The organism is Pseudozobellia thermophila (assembly GCF_900141855.1).
GTDB classification, from domain to species: domain Bacteria; phylum Bacteroidota; class Bacteroidia; order Flavobacteriales; family Flavobacteriaceae; genus Pseudozobellia; species Pseudozobellia thermophila.
Window position 1 is genome coordinate 310,177 of record NZ_FQYU01000004.1, and the last position, 25,042, is coordinate 335,218.

At 48.9% G+C, this 25,042-nt stretch carries 15 protein-coding genes, 2 tRNA genes and 3 rRNA genes; 7 read left to right on the forward strand and 13 right to left on the reverse strand.

Annotated elements, in window-relative coordinates; all coding sequences use genetic code 11:
• Positions 1-189: 189 nt before the first annotated feature.
• Genes rlmD through BUB37_RS13180 form a run of 3 tightly spaced genes read left to right on the forward strand, consistent with a single transcriptional unit; the run spans position 190 to position 2,903 of the window.
• Complete coding sequence (gene rlmD, locus BUB37_RS13170) at positions 190-1,599, forward strand: 23S rRNA (uracil(1939)-C(5))-methyltransferase RlmD (protein ID WP_072994276.1); 1,410 nt, start codon at positions 190-192, stop codon at positions 1,597-1,599.
• Between the two features lie 4 nt (positions 1,600-1,603).
• Positions 1,604-2,092, forward strand: coding sequence for a DUF6452 family protein (locus tag BUB37_RS13175; protein ID WP_072994277.1), 489 nt, complete (start codon positions 1,604-1,606; stop codon positions 2,090-2,092).
• 10 nt (positions 2,093-2,102) lie between these two features.
• A complete protein-coding gene (locus tag BUB37_RS13180) occupies positions 2,103-2,903 on the forward strand; it encodes a DUF6048 family protein (protein ID WP_317616552.1) in 801 nt (266 codons plus the stop codon).
• A gap of 16 nt (positions 2,904-2,919) precedes the next feature.
• Here the strand turns inward: BUB37_RS13180 and BUB37_RS13185 are convergent, their stop codons facing one another.
• The gene (locus tag BUB37_RS13185; RefSeq protein WP_072994279.1) at positions 2,920-4,083 is read right to left on the reverse strand and encodes a THUMP domain-containing class I SAM-dependent RNA methyltransferase; all 1,164 of its coding nucleotides are present in this window, start codon (positions 4,081-4,083) and stop codon (positions 2,920-2,922) included.
• Positions 4,084-4,221: 138 nt separating this feature from the next.
• Here BUB37_RS13185 and BUB37_RS13190 point away from each other — a divergent pair, with 138 nt between their 5' ends.
• Both BUB37_RS13190 and BUB37_RS13195 read left to right on the forward strand, forming a co-directional pair.
• Positions 4,222-4,893: a ZIP family metal transporter gene (locus BUB37_RS13190; RefSeq protein WP_072994280.1), complete on the forward strand. Its 672-nt coding sequence runs from the start codon at positions 4,222-4,224 to the stop codon at positions 4,891-4,893.
• A complete protein-coding gene (locus tag BUB37_RS13195; RefSeq protein WP_072994281.1) occupies positions 4,894-5,325 on the forward strand; it encodes a DUF4268 domain-containing protein in 432 nt (143 codons plus the stop codon).
• Positions 5,326-5,328: 3 nt separating this feature from the next.
• Here the strand turns inward: BUB37_RS13195 and BUB37_RS13200 are convergent, their stop codons facing one another.
• The 5 genes from BUB37_RS13200 to BUB37_RS13220 all read right to left on the reverse strand — a co-directional run bounded on the left by BUB37_RS13200 (position 5,329) and on the right by BUB37_RS13220 (position 14,326).
• The gene (locus BUB37_RS13200) at positions 5,329-6,708 is read right to left on the reverse strand and encodes a putative oxidoreductase C-terminal domain-containing protein (RefSeq protein ID WP_072994310.1); all 1,380 of its coding nucleotides are present in this window, start codon (positions 6,706-6,708) and stop codon (positions 5,329-5,331) included.
• Between the two features lie 117 nt (positions 6,709-6,825).
• Positions 6,826-8,202 carry a Gfo/Idh/MocA family protein gene (locus BUB37_RS13205; protein ID WP_072994282.1) on the reverse strand — a complete coding sequence of 459 codons (1,377 nt, stop codon included), beginning with the start codon at positions 8,200-8,202 and terminating at the stop codon, positions 6,826-6,828.
• A gap of 12 nt (positions 8,203-8,214) precedes the next feature.
• Complete coding sequence (locus BUB37_RS13210; protein ID WP_244526838.1) at positions 8,215-9,387, reverse strand: DUF6807 domain-containing protein; 1,173 nt, start codon at positions 9,385-9,387, stop codon at positions 8,215-8,217.
• 184 nt (positions 9,388-9,571) lie between these two features.
• Positions 9,572-11,245, reverse strand: coding sequence for a RagB/SusD family nutrient uptake outer membrane protein (locus tag BUB37_RS13215; protein ID WP_072994283.1), 1,674 nt, complete (start codon positions 11,243-11,245; stop codon positions 9,572-9,574).
• A gap of 12 nt (positions 11,246-11,257) precedes the next feature.
• A complete protein-coding gene (locus BUB37_RS13220; RefSeq protein ID WP_072994284.1) occupies positions 11,258-14,326 on the reverse strand; it encodes a SusC/RagA family TonB-linked outer membrane protein in 3,069 nt (1,022 codons plus the stop codon).
• 251 nt (positions 14,327-14,577) lie between these two features.
• Between BUB37_RS13220 and BUB37_RS13225 the strand changes: the two genes are divergently transcribed.
• Positions 14,578-15,594, forward strand: coding sequence for a LacI family DNA-binding transcriptional regulator (locus BUB37_RS13225; protein ID WP_072994312.1), 1,017 nt, complete (start codon positions 14,578-14,580; stop codon positions 15,592-15,594).
• A gap of 19 nt (positions 15,595-15,613) precedes the next feature.
• Positions 15,614-16,531, forward strand: a complete 918-nt coding sequence (locus tag BUB37_RS13230; protein WP_244526835.1) for a ThuA domain-containing protein — start codon at positions 15,614-15,616, stop codon at positions 16,529-16,531.
• Between the two features lie 32 nt (positions 16,532-16,563).
• On the opposite strand, the gene BUB37_RS13235 is transcribed toward BUB37_RS13230, so the two are convergent.
• The 7 genes from BUB37_RS13235 to BUB37_RS13265 form a co-directional block, all read right to left on the reverse strand.
• Positions 16,564-18,825 (reverse strand): DUF7133 domain-containing protein, encoded by a 2,262-nt coding sequence (locus BUB37_RS13235; RefSeq protein ID WP_072994286.1) that lies wholly within the window; start codon positions 18,823-18,825, stop codon positions 16,564-16,566.
• Between the two features lie 36 nt (positions 18,826-18,861).
• Positions 18,862-19,494 (reverse strand): PAQR family membrane homeostasis protein TrhA, encoded by a 633-nt coding sequence (trhA, locus tag BUB37_RS13240; RefSeq protein ID WP_072994287.1) that lies wholly within the window; start codon positions 19,492-19,494, stop codon positions 18,862-18,864.
• 113 nt (positions 19,495-19,607) lie between these two features.
• Positions 19,608-19,719: ribosomal RNA gene (gene rrf, locus BUB37_RS13245) — 5S ribosomal RNA — on the reverse strand.
• Positions 19,720-19,848: 129 nt separating this feature from the next.
• A 23S ribosomal RNA gene (locus BUB37_RS13250) occupies positions 19,849-22,688 on the reverse strand.
• Positions 22,689-22,874: 186 nt separating this feature from the next.
• Positions 22,875-22,948: transfer RNA gene (locus tag BUB37_RS13255), tRNA-Ala, on the reverse strand.
• Positions 22,949-23,059: 111 nt separating this feature from the next.
• Positions 23,060-23,133, reverse strand: a tRNA-Ile gene (locus BUB37_RS13260).
• Positions 23,134-23,308: 175 nt separating this feature from the next.
• Positions 23,309-24,835, reverse strand: a 16S ribosomal RNA gene (locus tag BUB37_RS13265).
• Together the 16S, 23S and 5S rRNA genes with 2 tRNA genes alongside form the textbook arrangement of a ribosomal RNA operon.
• Positions 24,836-25,042: the final 207 nt, after the last annotated feature.

Below are 25,042 nucleotides of genomic sequence, written 5' to 3' on the forward strand. Positions count from 1 at the left end.
CATTCCTACTGTACCTTTATTCTTTCGAAGACTCGAAAAAGCAGCGTGGGAGAGAAATCATCCTTGAAGAACCCCAAAAGTACAAATTATAGTCGTTAAAATAAACTATCATCGGCCTGTGCCCCGATTCATTGTTAATACTATGCTTAACCCTATTCGCATTCCAAAGAAACCGTTTATTTTTGCGGCATGCGAAAAAAGAGAAAACGGCAGGTATTCGAACATGTCGAAGTAGTGGATGCCGGAGCTAAAGGAAAGACCATTGGAAAGGCCCCCGACGGACGGGTCATTTTTTTGACCAATACCGTTCCAGGGGATGTAGTGGACGTTCAGACCACGAAAAAGAGAAAGGCCTATTTTGAAGGGACGGCCATAAGGTTCCACACCTTATCGGACAAGCGGACCACCCCCCAATGCCAACATTTCGGGGTATGTGGTGGCTGCAAATGGCAAAACATGGACTACGGGCACCAGTTGTTCTACAAACAAAGGGAAGTTGAGAACAACCTGAAGCGCATAGGCCATTTAGAGCTTCCGGAAATCAGCCCTATCCTGGGCTCCGAGGCGCCATATTTCTATCGCAACAAAATGGAATTTTCATTTTCCGACAGTCGGTGGCTGACCCAAGAGGAAATCAATTCGGATAACGAGATCGAAGATCGAAACGCATTGGGCTTCCATATTCCCGGGATGTGGGACAAAATTCTCGACATCAAGACATGCCACCTGCAGCGCGATCCGTCGAACGCGATAAGGCTGGCCACCCGCGAGTTTGCCATAGCGAACGGATTGTCGTTCTTTAATCCCAGGCACCAGCACGGCCTTCTGCGGACCCTTATGATCCGTACCGCCTCGACAGGGGAGCTGATGGTATTGATCCAGTTCTACGAAGACGACCGGTCAAAACGGGAGCTCTTATTGAACCATCTCAAGGAGGCCTTTCCCGAGATCACCTCCCTGCTCTACGTCATCAATCCCAAGCAGAACGACACCATTTACGACCAGGAAATCGTATGCTTTGCCGGACGTGACCATATTTTCGAGGAAATGGAGGGCCTAAGCTTTAAGATAACGGCCAAATCGTTTTATCAGACCAATTCGGCACAGGCCTACGAACTTTACAAAATTACAAGGCAATTTGCCGACCTTAAGGGAGACGAACTTGTCTACGACCTTTACACCGGTACGGGAACCATCGCCCAATTCGTGGCCCAAAGGGCCAAAAAGGTGGTGGGAATCGAATCGGTGCCCGAAGCCATTGCCGACGCAAAGGCCAATGCCGCCCGCAACAAGATCGACAATGTTGATTTTTATGTGGGCGACATGAGAAACGTGTTCAACGAGCAGTTTATCGCCGAAAACGGAGTACCCGATGTTATCATCACCGACCCGCCCAGGGACGGGATGCACAAGGATGTGGTCCAGCAAATTTTGAACATTTCGCCGAAAAGGGTGGTCTATGTGAGTTGCAACAGCGCTACGCAGGCCAGGGACCTGGCCTTAATGAAAGATGTGTACCATGTAGCAAAAGTACAGCCCGTCGATATGTTTCCGCAAACCCACCATGTTGAAAATGTTGTACTTTTGGAAAAGATATGACCCCATGAACAAAATCAGAATTGCCGTCATCATACTTTTGGGCATCCTTTCTTTTTCCGCATGTGAGAAAGACGACATCTGCATCGATGCCGACACCCCAAGCCTGGTCATACGGTTCTACGATGTTTCCGACCCCACTGAGTTCAAGGATGTCCAGAACTTGATCGTTCGCGGGCTCCTTCCTTCCGGGGCGCAGGACACCATAGACAATGTGGCCCTGGATTCGATCGTCCTTCCCTTGCGCGTCGACTCCAATACCACCTCCTTCACCCTGAGCAGGCAAGTGTCTATCGACGATATCAACATAGACACCTTGACCTTCAACTACGAGACCAAGGAAATCTTTAAGTCAAGGGCCTGCGGCTATATTGTCAATTACGAACAGCTCGAAGCAAGCGTCGTTCCCAGTGACAGCCTGTGGATCCAAGATGTAATTGTAGTAGATTCAACCGTTGAAAACACCGCCTCGGCCCATGTTAAGATTTTTCACTAGTATATTCATTTTGTCAATAGGCACGTTTGGCCAAGCCTACGCCCAAGAGCAACCCGAAGACCAAGGACCGAAGGACAGCACGGTCTACAAACAGCCCTACGGCTTTCGTGGCGGGGTCGACCTAAGCCGTCCCCTAATTTCGGTTTTGGAGGACAATTATACCGGCATCGAATTCGTAGGCGACTATCGCTTGAGCCAAAACCTATACCTAGCGGGCGAACTGGGCAATGAAAAGAAAACGATCGGTACGCCCTTGGGAGCCGAAATCGACAGTGAAGACGGCGACCTGTACAACTTTACGGCCTCGGGCAGCTACCTAAAGCTCGGTATCGACTACAATACCTACGGCAACTGGTACGGAGAGCAAAACATGATCTATGTCGGTGCCCGATATGCCTTTAGCACCTTTAGCCAGACCGTGAACGAGTACAAGATTTTCGATACGGACCGCTATTGGAGCCCCGATGACTTTGCCCAAGGTTCAGGAGAGATCGGGGAGTTTAGCGGACTTACCGCCTCGTGGTTGGAGTTTGTCGTCGGCATCAAGGCCGAAATGTTCAAAAATCTCTATTTCGGGGCCAGTGCCCGCCTAGGCTTTCTGGTGACCAACAAAGAACCCGATAATTTTTCGAACCTCTTTATTCCCGGGTTCAACAAGGTTACCGATGGCAGTAGGTTCGGGGTCGGATACAATTATTCGATTTCCTACCTGATCCCATTGTACAAAAAAGCCAAGAAACCCAAAGAACCAAAAGTCACCGGGCAAGGGCGGCCCGAGCCGCCCCAAGAAGGGAAACAACCCAATAACTGATTTGCCCAAAGCCGTTTTAATCGGCTTTTTGGTACTTGGCCTTCTTACTCCCCTCGTACATCAGGTATTTTACGAATCTCGATTCCAAATGGCTATTGAATACCTTGATCTTACGCGAAGGCCTTAGGCCAACGTATTTGAGCGCCTCGAGGTTGGAGGTAATGAACCAGGCCTCGGTTCCCGGATATTTTTGTTTTAGCGTGTCGCCGATGGCGCTGTAAAACTCCTCCATTTCTAGGTTGAGCCGTTCGCCATAGGGAGGATTGAACACCATATGCAGGCGGTTTTCGGTAAACTTCGCCGTATCGAAGAAATTTTTCCGTTCTACCGTAATGTACTCCGACAGGTTGGCATTGGCCACATTATCGATCGACTTTCTTACGGCCGAAGGTGCCTTGTCGTAGCCCACTATCCGATGGTGGAACTCACGGGTCTTGTTCAGGCACACCATGGTAATCTTCTCGAACAGGGCCTCGTCAAAGTCGTTCCATTTTTCAAAGGCAAATTCCTTCCGATTGATGTTGGCGGGGATGTTACAGGCAATCATGGCCGCTTCGGTCAAAAAAGTGCCACTGCCGCACATGGGATCCAGAAAGTCGCACTGCCCTTCCCATCCACTCATCAACAAAAGTCCAGAAGCCAAGACTTCATTTATGGGCGCAATATTGGTAGCGGTGCGGTAGCCCCTTTGGTGCAACGACCTTCCCGAACTGTCCAATGCAATGTTACAGAATTCCTTGTGAATGTGTACATTGATCTTAACGTCGGGGAATTTCAGGTCGACGCTGGGACGCTTTCCCTCGGTGTCACGAAATTTGTCGACGATGGCATCCTTTACCTTTTGCGACACGTAAAGGGAATGCGTAAAGGTATCGGAATTCACCGTTGAATCGATGGCCAAGGAAGTATCGGCCGAAAGATAGTCCCCCCAGTCCATCGCATAAACCTTACGGTACAGTTCCTTTTCGGTCCTTGCCGAAAAGGAATGGATGGGCTTTATGATCTTAAGGGCCGTTCGCAGACACAGGTTGGCCTTGTACATAAACCCCGTATCGCCTTCAAAGGAAACATTACGGACACCTTGAACGATATTGCCCCCGCCCAGGTTCCTTATTTCCTTTGCCAGAATCTCCTCAAAGCCAAAAAATGTCTTGGCCACCATTTTAAAATTAGCACTCATAGAAATCGTATGAAAGTGGCAAAAATAGGTTAATTTTGCGCCAAACATTAAGATTCCGGTCAATAGTTGGGGATGGTCAAGAATCGTTGTGCCGTTCCGTTCCCACGCTGTTGTGCCGTTTGATTCCCGTTACCGTCCATGACCTACCTTCTTCCCATACTGGCCGTTCTATTCAGTTTTATATTCGTATATACGGTAAAACCCGAAAACAAGAACAACTTTAAATTGGTCTTGGCCTTTAGCGGTGCTTTTTTGCTCGCCCTTACCATATTCGAACTCTTTCCCTCGGTATATGAACACTCCGATTCGAAGACGGTCGGGGTTTTTGTGATGTTGGGTATCCTGTTGCAGATTTTTTTGGAGTTCTTTTCAAAGGGGGCCGAACACGGCCATGTTCATATGAACAGTGAAAAGTCGGGGTTTCCGTGGTCTATTTTTATAAGCCTTTGCATCCATTCCTTTTTGGAAGGTTTTCCCATCGAACACCACGACACCCTTCTTTACGGGGTGTTGATGCACAAAATTCCGATAGCCATTATACTGTCCATCTTTCTTTTGAACTCGAGAATACCGTTTTACAAAGCCCTTTTGTTTACGACCCTTTTTGCCCTGATGACGCCCATGGGCAGCTATATGGCGGCACATGTAGATTGGATGGAGGCCTACTACGCCCCCATTACGGCCTTGGTCATCGGGGTCTTTCTGCACATCTCGACGGTTATTCTTTTTGAAAGTTCGGAAGGTCACTCCTTTAACCTTCGAAAAATTCTGGTTATTATCCTAGGAATCGCAATCGCCTATTTTCTATAAATGTTCAGCAAGGAAGAATCAAAAAAACTACGCCAGGAATTTTGGATCGCCTTTGGGAAATCGTATCCCAGAAAATGGATCCTTTACAACACCAAGATCAAGGGCCTGACCCTTAAGTTCCATTTCGATGTAAAAAAAGCCATGGTGGTCATGGACGTCGAAACGGCCGATTTGGAAAGACGGATTTCGCTCTGGGAAAAAATCCAATCCCTGACATCCATTCTAAGGTCCGATGAATACCTGCCCGAAGCCCGGTTCGAGGACGCCTATATCCTGGAGAACGGCAAGGAGGTCTCACGGGTTTACATCGAGAAAAAGGGAGTATCGATCCACAATAAAAACACCTGGCAGGAAACCATGGTGTTTTTAAGTGAAACGATGATGCGTCTTGAAGCGTTTTTTATCGAATACAGGGATATTTTAAATTCGTGATCCCTATTCTTGCTGGGTCATTTTATAGGCCTCGATGGTCGTATAGTATTTTGAGATCATATTGGGCACTTCCCAATCCGGAAGCTTCCCTTGCCCCAAATACTCAAGAAAGTTCTCGGTTACCTGGGCAAAATGGGCCTCATGGCCAATTTTAAATTCATCGGGTATGTTTACGCGATAGGTACCGTCTTCCATTTTTTCGACCGTAGTTCCGGCAAATGCCTTGGCGACCTCGCCTTGTATGGCATCGTTCAGGGCCGTTTCGAAAGTTTCGTTCTCCTTTGGCTCTATATAGAGTATGGGTTTATACCCCTCTTCTTCGCCTTGTTTGATGATCAGGTTGCTTTTGGTGCCCCGCATAATGCTGTAGTGGGTATCGCCCGTTCCTTCGGGGGCCTGGTAATTCCATATGACCGATACCTTGGCAAACTTGCCATTGATCTTATAGACCATTTCGCCATTGGCGTACACATGAAGTTTTCCATCTTTGATATCTTTATCGAGGTAGGGGGGAAACTCTTCAAGGCCCGTTACCTTTTGAAATTCTTCGGGCGTCAAAACCGTAGGCCAACGACGCGCCTGTACCATATCAACCTTCGACGTGTCGATAACCTGTCCGGGAAAAGCTTCCCATTGCACCAAATCGACCAAATGCGTTGTTACGTCAACGATGCCCTCGCCTTCTTCCTCCACATCGAAAAACCAAGCCGGGCGCACCAAGGGCTGACCGCTGACATACTTGAAGAAATGGTGTACGCTTTCCTTACTGATCGCCGGTTCTTGGGGCGTACCATCGACCAAGGTGCCGAACACCTCGGGCAGGGTCGACAACAATTTTTGCATCATGGTGGTCGATTCGAAGCGTTCGGTCATAATATCATAGATCAGCACCTTGTTCTCCTCGGCTATGGCAAAGGCCTGCCTCAGCTTTTCAAAGCCTTCGGGGTTGATGACCAGGGGTTTGTCGGCATAGACGTTCAAACCTGCTTTCACGGCCGCCAGCACGTAATCTATTTTTTTTGAGTTCTTGCCGGCCACGATCATGACATTGCCCGGTTTATTGGCCAACATTTGCTCGAGATAATCGTTTCCGAACTTACTTTCCACCTTCCAGGCGGTAGGTGCTTCCTCCCTCGAATTATAGGCCTCTATCTTGTCCAAAAAATCGTTTACTTCAGGACCTTCCGGGGCGAACAGATAAATGGTGGAATCTACCTGGGGGTACATGGATTTGTGCACCAGGGCCGCATGGAAGTGGCCTGGGTCCAAGGTCATCAATTTTACTTTGGGCTTCATTTCTTCGGTCGTGCTTTTTTCGCTTTTCTTCTCTTCCCCACAGGAGAACAGCAATACAGCCATTAAAAAAATCAGGTAGTGTTTCATGGGTCGTTTCATTTGTTATCGGTAATCGATGCGTAAGCCATAAAGGTACATTTTCTGCAAAATATAAAACACCCCCGTCTTGCGAATAGGGGTGTTTCAATGGGGGCTCGATCCAAGTTATGCCTTGACATAGTCCGTACCATAAGGTTTGCGTTGCTCCCTGCGAAGCAGGGCATTGGCCTCATCGTCGTTGATGAACTCCTCTTTCTCGGGATCCCATTCGAGCTTGCGGTCAAACTGCATGGCAATATCGCTTATCAGGCATATCACACAAGCCTTATGGCCTTTATCGATATTCGAAATGGGTTGTTTACGGGTTTTTATACACTCCAACCAGTTGCCGTGTTGGTCGTCTATTTTTTCGAGGTGGATTTCGTTCTCACCGATGACGGATTCCAATATTTTGGGATCAGAGGCGTTCAAGGCCTTTGTGCTCTTTTCCTTATCGACAGGGTCGGATGCCGAGGCCTGGTAATCGCCCCGCGAGACAAAGATCCATCCGTCGTCGCCGATGTATTTGATTCCGTTGGTATACCCGCCACTGGTATAGACCGTGATTCCGTTGTCGTATTCATGCTTTACAAAGAAGTCGCCATGCACGTTCCAGAGTCCCGATTTCGGGAATTCGGCCAAGGCCTCCACCGAGGTGGGCCCGGTCAATTCGGTATCCATACCCCACGCGGCCGAATCGTAATGGTGCTGCCCCCAGCCCGTGATCATTCCGGCACCGTAATTTCTAATTCTCAACCATCCCGGTCTTCCGTATCCCTCTTGTGGATGAACCCCGATTTCGGTGTACGGAACTTCGGGCGTAGAGCCCAACCACATATCGAAGTTCAGGTTTTCGGGAACGGGCATGGCCGGAGCATCGGGACCGGCGGGATCACCGGGCAAACCGATCTTAACGGTATGTACCTTGCCTATACGTCCGTTTCTTACCAGCTCGGCGGCTACCCTAAACTGGGGCATGGCCCGTTGCTGTGTTCCTACCTGAAGGATCACCCCGGTCTTTTTTACGGCCTCACGCAACTGCTGTCCCTCCCGTACCGTCAAGGAGGTCGGTTTTTGAAGGTAGATATCCTTTCCGGCATAAGCGGCCTCCATGGCGGGTTGCGAATGCCAATGGTCAGGGGTACTGATCACCACGGCATCAATATCCTTGTTCAACAGCATTTCGCGATAGTCTTCGTACACCTTGGTGCTGTTGTATTTTGTTTTACCGGTCTTTTTTTTGTAGAAGGAATCGACCAAGACCTTGGCATCATCGGCCCGTTTCGAATCAACGTCGCAGACGGCGATGTATTTGGCCTGATCGAACCTAATGGTATCGTGTATGTCGTGCCCTCGGGCGATACGGCCACATCCGATCTGGGCAATATTGATTTTGTTACTGGGGGCATCCTTCCCCAATACGCTGGCCGGTACAATGGTCGGGAAGCCTACCATGGCGGCGGTGCCCAATGCGGTTTTATTGATAAATTTTCTTCGCTGCATTTTACTATCTATTTAATTCTTGGTTATTTTAATTTCCGGGTCGCCCACAAAATGTTGCCAATAGGCCTCGGCCTCATCGGGACCGAGCTCGCCATCAAAAACGATCATTCTATATTTCAGGCTATAATTTTTATTTGGTTCTATTTGCCATTCTTCGTGGCGGATGGGGCAAAACTCAAAAAACATGTCGCCCCTGCCCCCATTGGCATCCAGGGGCCAAATTCGCATGGGTTCGGGATGCTTCCGGTTTTCGGTATGGCTTAAGAACAGAATACCATTTGTTCCCTTCCCATCCGAGGATTTGCCGGCCACAATACACCATCGGGCATTGGTGCCATCGGCAGAGGCCCTATCGTGGCCTTCCGACGTCAATACCGTACAGTTATCCGCCTTCCAGCGCTCATGGAACCGCAAGCCCAATCCCCCTCCATAGCGATATGCTTCAAAGAGAATACCATCTTCTAAGGGCGAATTAAAGTTAGTGATATAATCCAACATATACCTATCGGGTCGGTTCAAGTCCCAAATTTTTACCGTAAGGTATTCGTTTAGTGCTATTTGCGGATTCTCTTGTGTTTTTAGGTCGATATGCTCCTGCAATGCCGTAAAGGAGGTGTACAGGTTACCCGTCCCATTCTCCTTAAACTCCTTAAAAAGTACGGTACCCATACCTTCCCTTAGGTTCCAAAAATCAACCCGCTCCCCGTCTATTTGGGTGTGTGTCCACGGCCCCCAAAGACCGTAATGATGGTAATGGTCGGGTGCCTGTATCCGGGTCAGGGTATCCCCTTTTGGCGTAATAATCGGGTGGATATACCCCGATTTCCGGTAGAGCGAGTCTACCCCTTCGGGCGGATAGGTCATACCGTACCTATAGGTTACCACGGGGTTTCCCCCAAGTCGAAGCTTCAGGTCACCGTTATGCTTTTCCTGTTCAAGCTTCCCTTTTTTGGTTGCTGCGGACGGGTCGTTGAAAAAACTATATGAATCCACATCCCTTTCATGGCCCGGAACAAACCAGATTTTACCCGAGTCCTTGTCCAATTGATAGGGAATCCTTTGTTGGCCGTTTTCCCCATTACCTACAAGTACGAGGGTAGTGTCGATTTGCAGGCCATTGGCCTCGATTACATCGGTATCGACAAAATAAGGTTGGGATAAAATAATTCCATTGCCCCTTTCCATATCAAACACAAGGGAACGTTCTTTTTTGCATGATGCAAAGACAAAAAGAAAAAAAAGCAAAAAATATCTACAGAACATGTTGTACAAATTAAGGCAATGGAATTTAAAAATAAACTAACTCCAAAAAAACTAACAACTAACTTTCTTTCTTGAATACCAATGGGTTTTGCCCCCATCGGCACCTTTAATTATAACCAGGGTTTTGAACCAGTTCCGCCCCACGGTTGCCCTCGATTTCATCTGCCGGGATAGGCCACAGATTAAAATGTTCTTGCATACCGTTTTCGACATAGAACGGATTGTACTTCATAACACGGTCGTATATGGTATTGGTTCGCATCAAGGTAAGCCTACGCTTCTCTTCCAAGCCCAATTCACGTACGCGCTCATCGAGTATATAATCGAGGGTTACATCACCTGCCGCAACTTCCGAGGCATTGGCCCTGTTACGGATGACGTTAAGGTCATCTGCCGCAAGTTGTGGTTGGTTATTGGCCAAATAAGCCTCGGCCCTTAACAGATAGGTCTCGGCCAATCGCACCATATATTGATCGGTATAGGTACCACCTGCCGACGACGTAAGGGCAAACGGCACATCGCCCCCCCTGTATAGGCCATCGGGATGGTTGTACGGTGTAGTTACCTTGGTCGGATAGGCGTAAAACTCCCTGATTCTTGGTTGATTCTCGGTAGACCATACCGTATCGCGGCCAATTTCTTCGGCGATGAGGGCCAAAGCGGAGGAGTTATCACGGTTATAGACCCGAACAAAATTATGGTTGGCGTTTCTTATGTCGTTTGCGAAGTCGGGATCGCTAGCATCCCCGCCCCATACCGTATTGGTGTAGTACTCGGTGGTGATTCCCCAACCGATACCGCGGCCTCCGGTATAATCGCCTACCGGCCAGGAGGTAAACGGTGCGAACCTTAGCAAGGGGGCAAAATGCCTTTCATAAGGATACGAACCACCCCGGCTACCCGACTGCAATCCACCACCTTGAACATCAACTTCGAATTGTATGACCCAAATGGCTTCGGTATTGCCACTGGCCCTATTTTGATTTCCCCTTCTGAACAAATCCCAGAACACATCGCCGGGCTCCTCTGCCGACCGCGTACCAAAGCGTTCTGTCATCAAGCCGGTATTGCCATCATCGATTACCTTCGATAGGGCCGCAATGGCCTCCGTATTGTTCCCGAGGGCCAAGTAAGCTTCGCCTAAATAGTGATAGGCCACCAATTTATTGACACGGCCATCCTGGGCTTCGGCAATACCGGGCAAATGGGCCGCAGCGAAGCTTAAATCGTCTATGACCTGATTTAGCACTTCTTCCCTTGAGTTTCGCACAAAATCTATTTTAGGCTCGGTTATGGCCTCTGTGACGAGAGGAACGCCGCCATACAGGGTTACCAGTACATTGTACGAAAATCCCCTGAAAAAACGGGCTTGCGACACGATATCGTTAATCTCCTCCTCCGACATTTCCGATAAAGGGGCGCGCTCAATAACGGTATTGGCCTCAGCGATGTTTTTGTACAGCAGGTTCCAATGCGTAGTTGTTATATCCCCGGCGGGATCATAGGCCTGGACCATATTACCGTGTCTTTGTGTTCCCCCGGGCTCTCCGTCAAAAACAAGATCGGTACCGTATAGAAAGTCAAAAGGCCTGTTCTCGTCCCTATTGTAAAATTGTCTTCTTACCAGGTAATACATATTATTTACCGATGCGGTAAAATCTTCATACGTATTAAAGGCGTTGGCCGAACTTAGAAAGTCTTCCGGTTTTTCCTCCAAGAAATCCTCGTCGCACGACCAGAAAAAGGAAATTATAGCTAAAAATATAATTGATTTTTTCATCTTGTTGTTGTTTTAGAATGATACGTTAAGCCCCATTGAATATCCTTTTAATACCGGTCTTCCCCCTACGGATAGTCCAACACCATAAACATTGTTACTGGAATCTTGATATTCGGGGTCAAAACCGTTCCAATCGGTCCAGGTCGCCAAGTTCTTTCCGCTAATGAAGATGCTCAATTCCGCCAAACCAATTTTTTCCAAAACTTCCTGGCCAAAACTGTATCGAAGATTTACATCCTGCAACCTGACAAAACTTCTATTCTCATATCGGGTTCCGGCAATACCGGGCCTGTTGGGCGCCATGGCGTTCAACCCATCGGGGTTTTGTGGGGACCAATAGTCGATTCCCGAGACCACATTTTGGTAAAGCGTGTTGGCATTCCTGTATAAGGCGTTATCGTTTCTCGAAATATAATGGCCATCCTTACCTTGTATCGAATTCAAGAAGAAGCTGAACGAAAGGTTCTTGTATTTAAAGGTGTTCAACAACGACACGGCATAGGACGGGTCCCTTGTCCCAATGATTTTTCGGTCATCCGCCTGTGTGATCAATCCATCGCCGTTTTGGTCAACCACCCTATAATTTCCTATTCCGTAACCGTCGGGTATGTCATCACCGATCTGATAGATCCCATCCACTTCATAGTCATAGATGGCATTGATCGATTCGCCGATGAACAATCCGCTTTGGATAAGATCATCCTCGACCCCATCCCCATCGGCATCCTCGCCCGTAAGCGCCAAGATCTTGTTTTTGTTGGTAGCGTAATTGGCCGTTGCGCTCCACGTAAAGTTATCGTTACGAACGATATCACCGTTCAAGGTAACCTCCAAACCTGTATTTTGGATCTTACCTACGTTGGTCTGTATATTACTGAAGCCCGTCAAGTAAGGAATTCGAACGGAGAACAGTAGGTCGTCGGTAATGTTTTTATAGGCATCCACGCTACCGTTCAACCTATTGGCGAAAAGGGAAAAATCGACCCCGACATTTAAGCCGGCGGTTTTCTCCCATCTAAGATTCGGGTTGGCCAAGGAAGTCAATTCTTGACCGAAGGCGGGCCCTCCACCGTCTCCAAACACGTAAGCTGCCCTTGTTCCCAATCTGGCCAAAGAGGTATAACGGCCCGTTTGGTTACCGGCAATACCATAACTGGCCCTGATTTTCAGGTTATCGACCCAGTCGGAGTCTTTAAGGAAGTTTTCATTGGAAGCTATCCAACCTAGGGCTCCAGAGGGGAAGTAAGCCGTTTTTTCATTGGCCGCAAAGCCCGAGAAACCATCCCGTCGAATCGTACCGGTCAAGATATAACGGTTATCAAATTTATAGTTTGCCCGCAACATTTGGTAGTTCAACGTTTCGGTGAAGGCACTGGAACTTATGATCGGTATAGCGCCCACCGACAGATCGTTATACCCCAAAGACAACCTATCGAAGCCCGACGAGTAGGCATTTGTCCTTTCGTCCTTGCGCTCAATGGCCCCGTACAACAGGGTGGCCGAAACATCGTGCTTGCCGAATATCCTGTTGTAATTAAGGAGGTTATCCAAGGTATAGTCCCTGTAAAAACGAATATCCTTTCCGGCGTCACCTGTAAGCCCGGCACCGTAAATACTAGACCCGTAGCGTTTTTCGATCCTGTAGTTATTACCGAAGTTTACCCGGTAGGTAAGTCCCTTTACAAAGGGCAGGTCCACCTCCGAATAAATATTGGCAAAGAAATAATCCTTGCGCTCATAATCTTGCGTGTTTTGGCCCAAGAAGGGATTCGATTCTATGGTACCTGCCGGATTGGGAATTAAATTCCCTTCTTCGTCATAGGGCACCAATAAGGGCGAAAAGTTTCTCAATTGGGACAGGAAGGGCTCATCGCCATCCTGTTTTACAAAGGACCCAAATGTTTGAATCCCCACTTTCCACCCTTTGGACACATCGGTATCGAGGTTCACCCGAATACTCCTACGGGAAAAATCATCATTGTTGATAATCCCCTCTTGTTCGGTCAGGCCCAATGAAATCAAGTAACTCGTGCTTTCCGAAGCCCCCGCTATGCTCACTTCATTTTGCTGCACAAAACCGGTTTGGGTGCCTTCGCCCCACCAATCGTAATCGTTCTCGCTAAATTCACCGGGATTGGTATCGGACTGCAACTCAAAATTGGCATTGATCCCCTGCCCCGGTTCGAAATAACTTACATAGTCAGGGTTCGGGGTAGTGTAATCGGGCGCCAAAAAGCGCAGGTCGTAAAGCTGCATATTGATATGGTCGATGTATTCGGCCCTTCTCAACGGCCTATTGCTTACCGTAGGTTGAAGCGTTGCATAGGAGGAAGAAACCGAGATTCTCGGTTTTTGGTTACGCTTGCCCCCCTTTGAGGTGATCAGTATGACCCCGTTGGCGGCTTGCGCCCCATAGACGGCAGTAGAACTGACGTCCTTTAAGACATCGATCGACTCAATATCGTTCGGGTTGATCGAAGACAAGCTTCCGTTGTACTGAATACCATCGAGAACGATAAGTACGCTCTGGCTCCCATTCAAGGACACCTGCCCGCGAATGGTTATTTCAGGTGTAGATCCGGCCGAGTTGACCTGGCCTACGTTCAAGCCCGGTACGGTACCTTGAAGGCTCTGCCCTATATTGGTATTGGGCGATTCCTCAAAGGCCTCTAGATTGGCGCTGGCAACGGCACCGGTTACATCGGACCGCTTCTGGGAACCATACCCCACCAGCACCACTTCATCCAAATTGGATGCATTGGGTTCCATTTGGGTATTGGCGACCGTCATTCCGTTTAAGGGTATTTCTTGCGTACCGTAGCCAATATAACTGATAAGCAAAACCGCATCAGGACCGGATACCCGTAAGGTGTATTTACCGTCAAAGTCGGTAGAAGTACCGTTCGTTGTCCCCTTTTCGATTACAGAAGCCCCGGGAAGAGGACCATCCAATTCATCGGTTACCTTTCCTGTAACCGTAATTTCTTCCTGTGCATTTACCGCCATACAAAATAGAAGCAAAAGCGGGAAGAGGACCAAATTTCCCTTTATACGTTTAAAACAATGTGATTTTCGTTCCATACATGACATGGATTAAAGTTTAAGTTGATTAATAAGTGTTAAATTGACACCGTTACAAATCTATAAAATTAAATTGTTTACGCAACCGATTACATAAAAATTTAAATAAAAACTTATCAAAAACACAACTTAACCCCCTAAAATAGCCCTATATCGAAATTTTATAGCGCATTAATTACTGTTTACAACGTTCTTTTTAAAACTTTTTGTAATATTGCGTAATATTGTTGCGTACAATTGCACAAGGATTCTTGAAGAAAAAAACGACCATATACGACTTAGCCAAAAAATTGGGGGTTTCCCCCGCTACCATAAGCAGAAGCCTAAACGACCATCCTTCCATCAGCATAAAGACCAAGGAGAAGGTGCTGCAAGCGGCCAAGGAAACAGGGTACAGGATCAACAAATTTGCTTCCAATCTCAGTTTACAAAAATCCAATACCATAGGAGTTATTGTCCCAAGATTGAATTCCGACTTTATGTCTACCGTACTTTCCGGAATCGAAAAAATAGCCAATAATGCGGGGTACAACCTGATCATTAGCCAGTCACTGGAGCAGGAAGCCAAGGAAAAGTTCAATACCAAAACCTTATTTGAGAGCGGTGTGGACGCCCTGCTGGTATCGCTGGCCAACGAAACCAAGAATTACGAGCACTTCGCCACCTTTACCGAAAGAAAAATCCCCCTGCTGTTTTTTGACAGGGTAGTCGATTTGCCCAATTGCCCGACAATAATCATTGACAATGAAGCTGCCGGGTACCAAGCTACCGAACATTTGATCAAACAAGGTTGCGAAAACATCATCCACGTATCCTCAGGACTCAATAGAAGTGTTTACAAACTCCGGTATTCGGGTTACAAAAAAGCGCTCAAGGAGTTTTCGACCTACAATCGGGAACAACTGGTCGAAGTCGGTAATTTTTCCCAAGCCGAGGCCCAGAAGGTCGTAGATTACATCCAATCCTCAAAACAACCCGTTGACGGTGTTTTTGTATCCAATGACAACCTTGCCGTATATATTATCAAGGCACTGTTAAAGGCAGGTTACAAAATCCCCGATCAAATTAAGATCATAGGTTTTAACAACGACCCCGTAACCCAAGTTATTTCCCCGGAACTGTCCACCATCGACTATCCCGGCTATAAAATGGGTAAATTAGCGGGACAAAGCATACTAAGTCATTTGAACGGTTCCATCAACATTGAATCTGCCGATCAAATTATACTGAAACACGAGCTGATTATCAGGGAATCTTCCCAAAAGTAAACTATTCTAAAGCATGCAAATGAGAAGCAAACTAAGTTTTATCTTATTACTCACCTCCTTTACCTTGTTTTCACAAAACTTGGATTCTTTTGAGATTACCGACGAATGGATATCGAAAATGGAGGCCCTTGCCCCATCCGAACCACGGATAAAAGCCACCCCTAAAAAGGTCTTGGTTTTTTCGCAACATACGGGATTCTATCACTGGACGGCTCCACACAATGTGGAAATGTTAAAGATCTTAGGGCGAAAATCGGGTGTTTTCGAGGTTACCAATTCTTACGATATCGACAGTTTCGACAAGGCCAATCTGGCCAAATACGACGCCGTGGTATTCAACAACTGCAACCCAAAAGGCCCCAAAAGGGATTTGTTTTGGGACTTACTGCAGAAGAATTCGAACTTGCCCGACGACAAAATGGAGTCCCTGGCCCGGGAATACGAGCATAATTTTACCGAGTACATTGCCAATGGGGGCGGATTGATGATCCTTCACGGTGCCATAACCGTGCAAAACAATTCCATGGAATTTAGCGAGCTGACCGGGGGAAGCTTTGACTACCACCCCAAGCAGCAGAAAATGCATGTCAAGGAAGTAGACGAAAACCATCCATTGGTCGCCGCTTTTTCCGGTAACGGCTTTACCCACATCGACGAGCCCTATTTCTTTAAAAATGCCTATTTCAACTATAATTTCAGACCGCTTCTGTATATTGAAGTAGACCAATTGGAGGGACTTAAAAAGGAGGCGACCGACAAAATCACCTACGTATCGTGGATCAAAAGACATGGCAAGGGAAGGGTCTTTTACACTTCACCATCACACAATGCCCAAACCCTCGACAACCCTGAATTCCTTCAGTTTCTTTTGGATGGAATGCAATACGTACTGGGAGACCTCAAGTGCGATGACAGCCCCATAGGCAAAAAGAATTAACGAACCTATTTACCATAAGGGGCCCAACCCCGTTATTTTAAGGACTCCATAACCTCGTCAAGCTCTTCAATAGTATACTCCGAACCGCTCTTCGACGGCAGTGCGCGGAGCTCTTTTACCCTCTCGGGGCGCAGCCCCTTGGGATATTTGGAAAAGGCATTGGTCACGTAAGAAATGATGGCCGAAATATCTTTATCGCTAAGGGTTTGATTAGAGTTCAGTCCGGGCATGGAATGGTTCAGATTGTACATAGTGCCATCAACCTCAATAGGCCCCTTCAGGCCGTGCAACACGATCATCGCCAGTTTTTCGGGGGGCAGTATGTGCTCGGAACCTACCAAGGGCGGTGCCAAGCCTTCGACGCCGTTACCGTTCGATTGATGGCACGATGCGCAGATCTGCCTGAACAGTTTCGCCCCCTTCGTACGGGAATCTTGACTCGAACCCTTCCTCACATAGATAGGATTCTTTTTTCCGGCCTTTCTTCGGTCCCTATTTTTCCCTACTTCCTTTTCTAAAAGGGAGTCTTTGGGGTTGCCCTCATCCAGAAGGGCCAACAAATCGTCATCGGACGACGAAAAACCGCTCAACAGGGCCTCTACGTAAACAGGATCGCCCATATGCCGTTCGCGCAAGGTATTCATCATGGGGTAAAAGCTTTCCGAAATACGTGCCCAAGGGCCCAGGGTGGTAGCCAGGTAAAGATCTATGCCCCCATGGTCTTTCTTTATCAGTTCCTGAAAGAGCGAAAGGGCCGCGTCGGCATGGTCATCGTCCGCATACCCCTCGAGCAATACAAGGGCATGGGCGACCACTTCGGGGTCGCTGGTTGCGGCCACCTTTCTTAAAAAATCGAAAGACAAGCCCCTTTCCAATCCCTCCAAGGTGTGCAAGGCGTGTACCTGGGCAATGGGATCGCTTACGTCTTGCGCCATTCGCACCAGTTCGGCCTCGGCTTCAACCAGGTTTTTATAGACCAGGCGATGCTGTGCCTGATCCCTGATATAGCCATTTTCGTCCTTGAGCAGTTTTACCAGTTCCGGGGCCGACAGTTTATCCAAGTCGTACATTTTAGGCGCTTTTGCGGACACCGGCCTGACCCTAAGTATTCGTCCAAAGTTGACCAGGGTATCCAATTGGGCCTCCTGCGCCCTTTTCTTCAAATACGGACTCAGAAAGGCGTGATGCTGTATCACCCCCCTATGCATATCGACGATGTACATACTGCCGTCAGGTCCGGTCGACAAATTTACTGGGCGGAAACCCTCATCGGTACTGGCCAAAAACTCCTTGCCTTCCCAAGCCTGTTCGGCCTCGACCGCGTCTCCCCTAAAGTTTAGGATATTTCGTTTGACGGCATTTATCTCGGGAATACAGACGAACACGTTTTGGTCGTAACCTTCAGGAAAAGCCCCTCCACGGTAAACCAGGGGCCCGCAGGCCGCGGTAACCTCGATCAGCAGGCTATCCTTATCCAATACCCCATCGACATAGCCTCTATTGACCCTAGCGGCATGCAAGGGATAAACGCGTTGGTCTTCGGTCAATTTCTGATTAACCCCTTTGCTCGGAATCAAGAATGGGTTGCGTACCAAGCGGTTGGGCAACACATAGTCGCCCAGCAACTGGGTTGAATTGTTATTGTAGTAAAGCCTGCCAAAATTATCTTGGCTAATGCCCCACTGACCCCGGTATGTCGTAGGTTCTTTTTTCCAAACCCCATTTTTTCGTTGGTACCTGAAGTGCGACCCCGCGTTGTAGATCCAGTTGTCTATATTGAGGCGCAATCCATTGGGCTGGTATTCGGGATTTCCCTCCAAGGCATATAGGGAATCGACCAACACCTTGTTCTTGGGCTTGTCGTTCGCATCGATTTCAACAAAATAAAGGTTAGGAGGCTCAGCATACAACACACCTCCGTAAACCAGGGCCAAGGCCCTGGGCATGACCAAACTATCGAGAAACACCTTGGCGTGGTCCATAACGCCGTCTTCGTCCCTATCTTCAAGGATCTTTATCGCTCCCGAGGGCCTATTTTCATCCGTTCCGTCGACATCCCTCATAAAACCGGACATTTCAACGGCCCAAATGCGTCCTTGGGTATCGAAGTCTATTTGAACGGGGGCATCCAAGAGCGGCTCCGATGCCACCACCTGTAAATCGAAACCTGCCTCAATTTGGTAGTCGTCCAAAGGAATATGGGTCTCTTCGTATGTTTCCTTGCAGGAGACGAACAGAAACAAAAGGGAAAAAAAAGGATAGGATTTGGGGAGTGCTTTTTGTAAAAATGTCATTTTGATATTCGAATATTCAAATTTAACAGTAACCACTTACACCACACTTATAAACATGACCAACCAGTGGCTTATTGCTCCGGCCAATACAAATAAATGCCATATAAAATGATGATAGGGAATTTTTTCAAATGCGTAAAAAAGGATTCCAAAGGTATAAAAGACGCCGCCAAGAAACAACAATCTAACCCCTAAAACGGAAGTATATTCAACAAAATTGTTAAAATCCAAAACAATTAACCACCCCATGCCTACATAGAGTAAAAGGGAGATAAACTCAAACCGACCTGTATAATACAATTTAAATACGGTACCCGCCAAGGCTATCGCCCACACGGCAAAGAAAATGGTCCACCCATTGGCCTTGACCAAGGTGATCAGGCAAATCGGGGTATAGGTTCCGGCAATAAGAAAATAGATGTTGATATGGTCGAGTATCCTTAATTTCCGTTTAAAATTCACCTTTTGTGTATAGTGGTAAAGGGAGGAAACCAAAAACATGGCTATAAGGCTTAGCCCGTAGACGAGAATGCTCGGGGTGGCCCATTCGGACTTACCGGAATTTCGACAAAGCAGCAGTAGGGTACCCGGTACAGCGAGAAAGGCCCCAATTGCGTGGGATACCGTATTTAGACGTTCTTCCTTGTACTTGATATCTTGCTTGCCCATCTAAGGAAACAAAGATAAATGAAGGCCGGCAAAAAAAATAAGCAAGAATTGTGATTATTGTAAACATGGCCCATAAAAAAAGCCCCTGCACGTAAAGTGCGGGGGCTTTCGAAGTAAGGCGGCGACCTACTCTCCCACCTGGTGTGGCAGTACCATCGGCGCTGGCGGGCTTAACTTCCCTGTTCGGAATGGAAAGGGGTGGGCCCCGCCGCCATGGCCACCTAAATTTTCAATATTTTTTGGTGATGACATAATAATGGGACAGTGAAGAAGAAAAAGCAGGTATTTTTTAAGTAGATCCTACACGGTGCGAACGCTTTTGAAAAAGGGGTCGTTGCGCCCCCGAAGGGGCGCATGCGCAAGCCGTACGGGCAATTAGTACCACTCGGCTACCGACATTACTGCCGTTGCACCTATGGCCTATCGACGTGGTCGTCTCCCACGGCCCTTTAAAGAAATCTCATCTTGCGGTTGGTTTCGCGCTTATATGCTTTCAGCGCTTATCCAGTCCCGACATAGCTACCCGGCAATGCCCCTGGCGGGACAACCGGTGCACCAGCGGTCGGTCCGGCCCGGTCCTCTCGTACTAGGGCCAGGTCCGCTCGAATTTCTAACGCCCGCAGTAGATAGAGACCGAACTGTCTCACGACGTTCTGAACCCAGCTCGCGTGCCACTTTAATGGGCGAACAGCCCAACCCTTGGGACCTTCTCCAGCCCCAGGATGTGACGAGCCGACATCGAGGTGCCAAACCCCCCCGTCGATATGAGCTCTTGGGGGAGATCAGCCTGTTATCCCCGGCGTACCTTTTATCCTTTGAGCGATGGCCCTTCCATGCGGAACCACCGGATCACTATGCTCTTGTTTCCAACCTGTTCGACCTGTATGTCTCACAGTCAAGCGCCCTTGTGCCATTGCACTCTACGTACGATTGCCGACCGTACTGAGGGCACCTTTAGAAGCCTCCGTTACTCTTTTGGAGGCGACCACCCCAGTCAAACTACCCACCACGCACTGTTCCCTTTTGCAAGGGTTAGGCCCCGGACAAGCAAAGGCTGGTATTTCAACAATGACTCCACCGCGCCTGGCGACGCGGCTTCGAAGTCTCCCAGCTATCCTACACATTGCTTGACCAAGGTCAATACGAAGCTATAGTAAAGGTGCACGGGGTCTTTTCGTCCCACTGCGGGTAACCGGCATCTTCACCGATACTACAATTTCACCGAGCTCATGGCCGAGACAGTGTCCAGATCGTTGCACCATTCGTGCAGGTCGGAACTTACCCGACAAGGAATTTCGCTACCTTAGGACCGTTATAGTTACGGCCGCCGTTTACCGGGGCTTCAGTTCAACGCTTCCTCCCGAAGGATTTACGTCTCCCCTTAACCTTCCGGCACCGGGCAGGTGTCAGGCCCTATACTTCATCTCTCGATTTCGCAGAGCCCTGTGTTTTTGATAAACAGTCGCCTGGACCTCTTCACTGCGTCCCGACGTTAAGTCGGGAGACCCTTCTCCCGAAGTTACGGGTCTATTTTGCCTAGTTCCTTAGCCATGAATCTCTCGAGCGCCTTAGAATACTCATCCCGACCACCTGTGTCGGTTTACGGTACGGGCCGCACATCTCGCTTTTCTTGGAAGTCGATACGCTGGATTATCGCCTTGGCCGTAGCCTCGGCGTACTATCGGGCAGTTACCTGTCCCTTCAACGTGCAATTCCGTCTGCACGCACCAACCTCTCGCCTCCGTCGCTTTTGTCGATGTGCGGGTAGCGGAATATTAACCGCTTGTCCATCCACTTCCCCCTTCGGGTCCGCGTTAGGTCCCGACTGACCCCCGGCTGATTAGCATAGCCGGGGAAACCTTGGTCTTTCGGCGTGCGGGTTTCTCGCCCGCATTATCGTTACTTATGCCTACATTTTCGTTTGTAGCTCCTCCAGCGCCCCTCGCGGGTACACCTTCGACGGCACTACAATGCTCCCCTACCCCTTGTATAAATACAAAGCCATGGCTTCGGTAATATGCTTATGCCCGATCATTATCCATGCGGAACCGCTCGACCAGTGAGCTGTTACGCACTCTTTAAATGAATGGCTGCTTCCAAGCCAACATCCTGGCTGTCGGTGCAGTTCCACCGCGTTTTGTCAACTTAGCATATATTTGGGGACCTTAGCCGATGGTCCGGGTTCTTTCCCTCTCGGACATGGACCTTAGCACCCATGCCCTCACTGCGCAGAAACGTTTTATAGCATTCGGAGTTTGTCAGGAATTGGTAGGCGGTGAAGCCCCCGCATCCAATCAGTAGCTCTACCTCTATAAAACTATCTACACGCTGCACCTAAATGCATTTCGGGGAGTACGAGCTATTTCCGAGCTTGATTGGCCTTTCACCCCTACCCACAGGTCATCCCAAGACTTTTCAACGTCAACGGGTTCGGTCCTCCACTATGTGTTACCACAGCTTCAACCTGCCCATGGGTAGATCGCACGGTTTCGCGTCTACTACTACTGACTATGGCGCCCTGTTAAGACTCGCTTTCGCTGCGGCTCCGGCCCTGAAGGCCTTAACCTCGCCAGTAAAAGTAACTCGTAGGCTCATTATGCAAAAGGCACGCCGTCATCCCGATAAATCGGGACTCCGACCGCTTGTAGGCGTATGGTTTCAGGATCTTTTTCACTCCCTTGTTCAGGGTTCTTTTCACCTTTCCCTCACGGTACTGGTTCACTATCGGTCTCTCAGGAGTATTTAGTCTTGGCGGATGGTCCCGCCGGGTTCACACAGGGTTTCACGTGCCCCGCGCTACTCAGGATACCGCTATCTAACAGGTCTTTACCTATACCGGGCTATCACCGTCTATGGCCGCTCTTTCCAAAGCGTTCTAGTTCATTACTGCTCGAATATCGCGGTCCTACAACCCCGCACATGCCGGAACATGTACGGTTTGGACTAATCCGGTTTCGCTCGCCGCTACTCCCGGAATCACTTTTGTTTTCTCCTCCTCCGGCTACTTAGATGTTTCAGTTCACCGGGTTCGCCTCCTTGCGGATACTATACCTTCAGTATAGTGGGTTGCCCCATTCGGATACCTGCGGATCATATCGTATGTGCCGATCCCCGCAGCTTTTCGCAGCTTATCGCGTCCTTCATCGCCTCTGAGAGCCTAGGCATTCCCCATACGCCCTTATCCAGCTTGTCGCCGTCCTTTTGTTTCGCTATTCTATTCGCGTACTCTTTACTTAAAAAATTCGTGTTTTTCTTCTTCAAGGCACATCATAAAATGTACCCTGTCCCAATATGTCAATGAACCTTTTGCAATAAACAATTTCCAATAAACAATCAACAATAAATCCTTGATCGTAGATCGGTCATTGCCTATTGACCTGTGGAGAATATCGGAGTCGAACCGATGACCTCCTGCGTGCAAGGCAGGCGCTCTAGCCAGCTGAGCTAATCCCCCAATTACTAGCCGTTAGTAATTAGTAGTCAGTAGTTAGCACTTAACTACCACCCAACTTCTAGAATTTCCTTCAATTTCAACTCAATGAACGTCGTGCCACGGGGCACATCGTAGTCCCGGGCAGACTCGAACTGCCGACCTCTACATTATCAGTGTAGCGCTCTAACCAGCTGAGCTACGGGACTGTCCCGGACCGCACAAGGGCGACCGTTTCCTATATTATCAATACCATAGAGACTTCTTCTTGACCGCTGCCATACGTTTCGGAACACTTTTTTTAGGATACAAATAGGGGACGGGGCGCGGAACGCCTCTATCGGCGAAGGTCGCCCTTGCGCGATACATCGCGCAAAGCTCTAGAAAGGAGGTGTTCCAGCCGCACCTTCCGGTACGGCTACCTTGTTACGACTTAGCCCTAGTTACCGATCTTGCCCTAGGCCGCTCCTTGCGGTGACGGACTTCAGGCACTCCCGGCTTCCATGGCTTGACGGGCGGTGTGTACAAGGCCCGGGAACGTATTCACCGGATCATGGCTGATATCCGATTACTAGCGATTCCAGCTTCACGGGGTCGGGTTGCAGACCCCGATCCGAACTGTGACCGGTTTTGTGGATCCGCTCTGCCTTGCGACATGGCTTCCCGCTGTACCGGCCATTGTAGCACGTGTGTGGCCCAGGACGTAAGGGCCGTGATGATTTGACGTCGTCCCCACCTTCCTCACGGTTTGCACCGGCAGTCCCGTTAGAGTCCCCATCTTGACATGCTGGCAACTAACGGTAGGGGTTGCGCTCGTTATAGGACTTAACCTGACACCTCACGGCACGAGCTGACGACAACCATGCAGCACCTTGCAAATTGCCCGAAGGAAAAGTCATCTCTGACCCTGTCAATATGCATTTAAGCCCTGGTAAGGTTCCTCGCGTATCATCGAATTAAACCACATGCTCCACCGCTTGTGCGGGCCCCCGTCAATTCCTTTGAGTTTCATTCTTGCGAACGTACTCCCCAGGTGGGATACTTATCACTTTCGCTTGGCCGCCCAGGACTCAAGGTCCCGGACAGCTAGTATCCATCGTTTACGGCGTGGACTACCGGGGTATCTAATCCCGTTCGCTCCCCACGCTTTCGTCCATCAGCGTCAGTACATACTTAGTGAGCTGCCTTCGCGATCGGTGTTCTATGTAATATCTATGCATTTCACCGCTACACTACATATTCCGCCCACTCCAATATGACTCAAGACCGCCAGTATCAAGGGCAGTTCTACGGTTGAGCCGCAGACTTTCACCCCTGACTTAACGGCCCGCCTACGGACCCTTTAAACCCAATGATTCCGGATAACGCTCGGACCCTCCGTATTACCGCGGCTGCTGGCACGGAGTTAGCCGGTCCTTATTCTTACGGTACCGTCAGTACCCCACACGTGGGGTGGTTTCTTCCCGTATAAAAGCGGTTTACGACCCATAGGGCCTTCTTCCCGCACGCGGCATGGCTGGATCAGGCTCCCGCCCATTGTCCAATATTCCTCACTGCTGCCTCCCGTAGGAGTCTGGTCCGTGTCTCAGTACCAGTGTGGGGGATCCCCCTCTCAGGGCCCCTAACCATCGTAGCCTTGGTGGGCCGTTACCCCACCAACAAACTAATGGTACGCATGGCCATCCCTGTCCGATAAATCTTTAATCCAATACCCATGCAGGTAATGGATGCCATGGGGCATTAATCCAAATTTCTCTGGGCTATTCCCCGGACAGGGGCAGGTTCCATACGCGTTGCGCACCCGTGCGCCGGTCGCCGGCGGAGTGCAAGCACTCCCCGCTGCCCCTCGACTTGCATGTGTTAGGCCTGCCGCTAGCGTTCATCCTGAGCCAGGATCAAACTCTTCATCGTTGATTCGTATATAATTTCGCGCCAACGCCGATAAAGTCATCCCGGCCCCGTCTCTCTATCTGTGTTCCATTCTTTTTGTTCCAAAATACTTATATGGTAGCTCGCCTGTATATCCCTCAAAACGGATATCGGCTCGCTATCGTCTCTACAGTATGTCAATGAACTTCTTATTCTCTTTTTCAAAGGACCTTCCCGGTCCCCAATCTT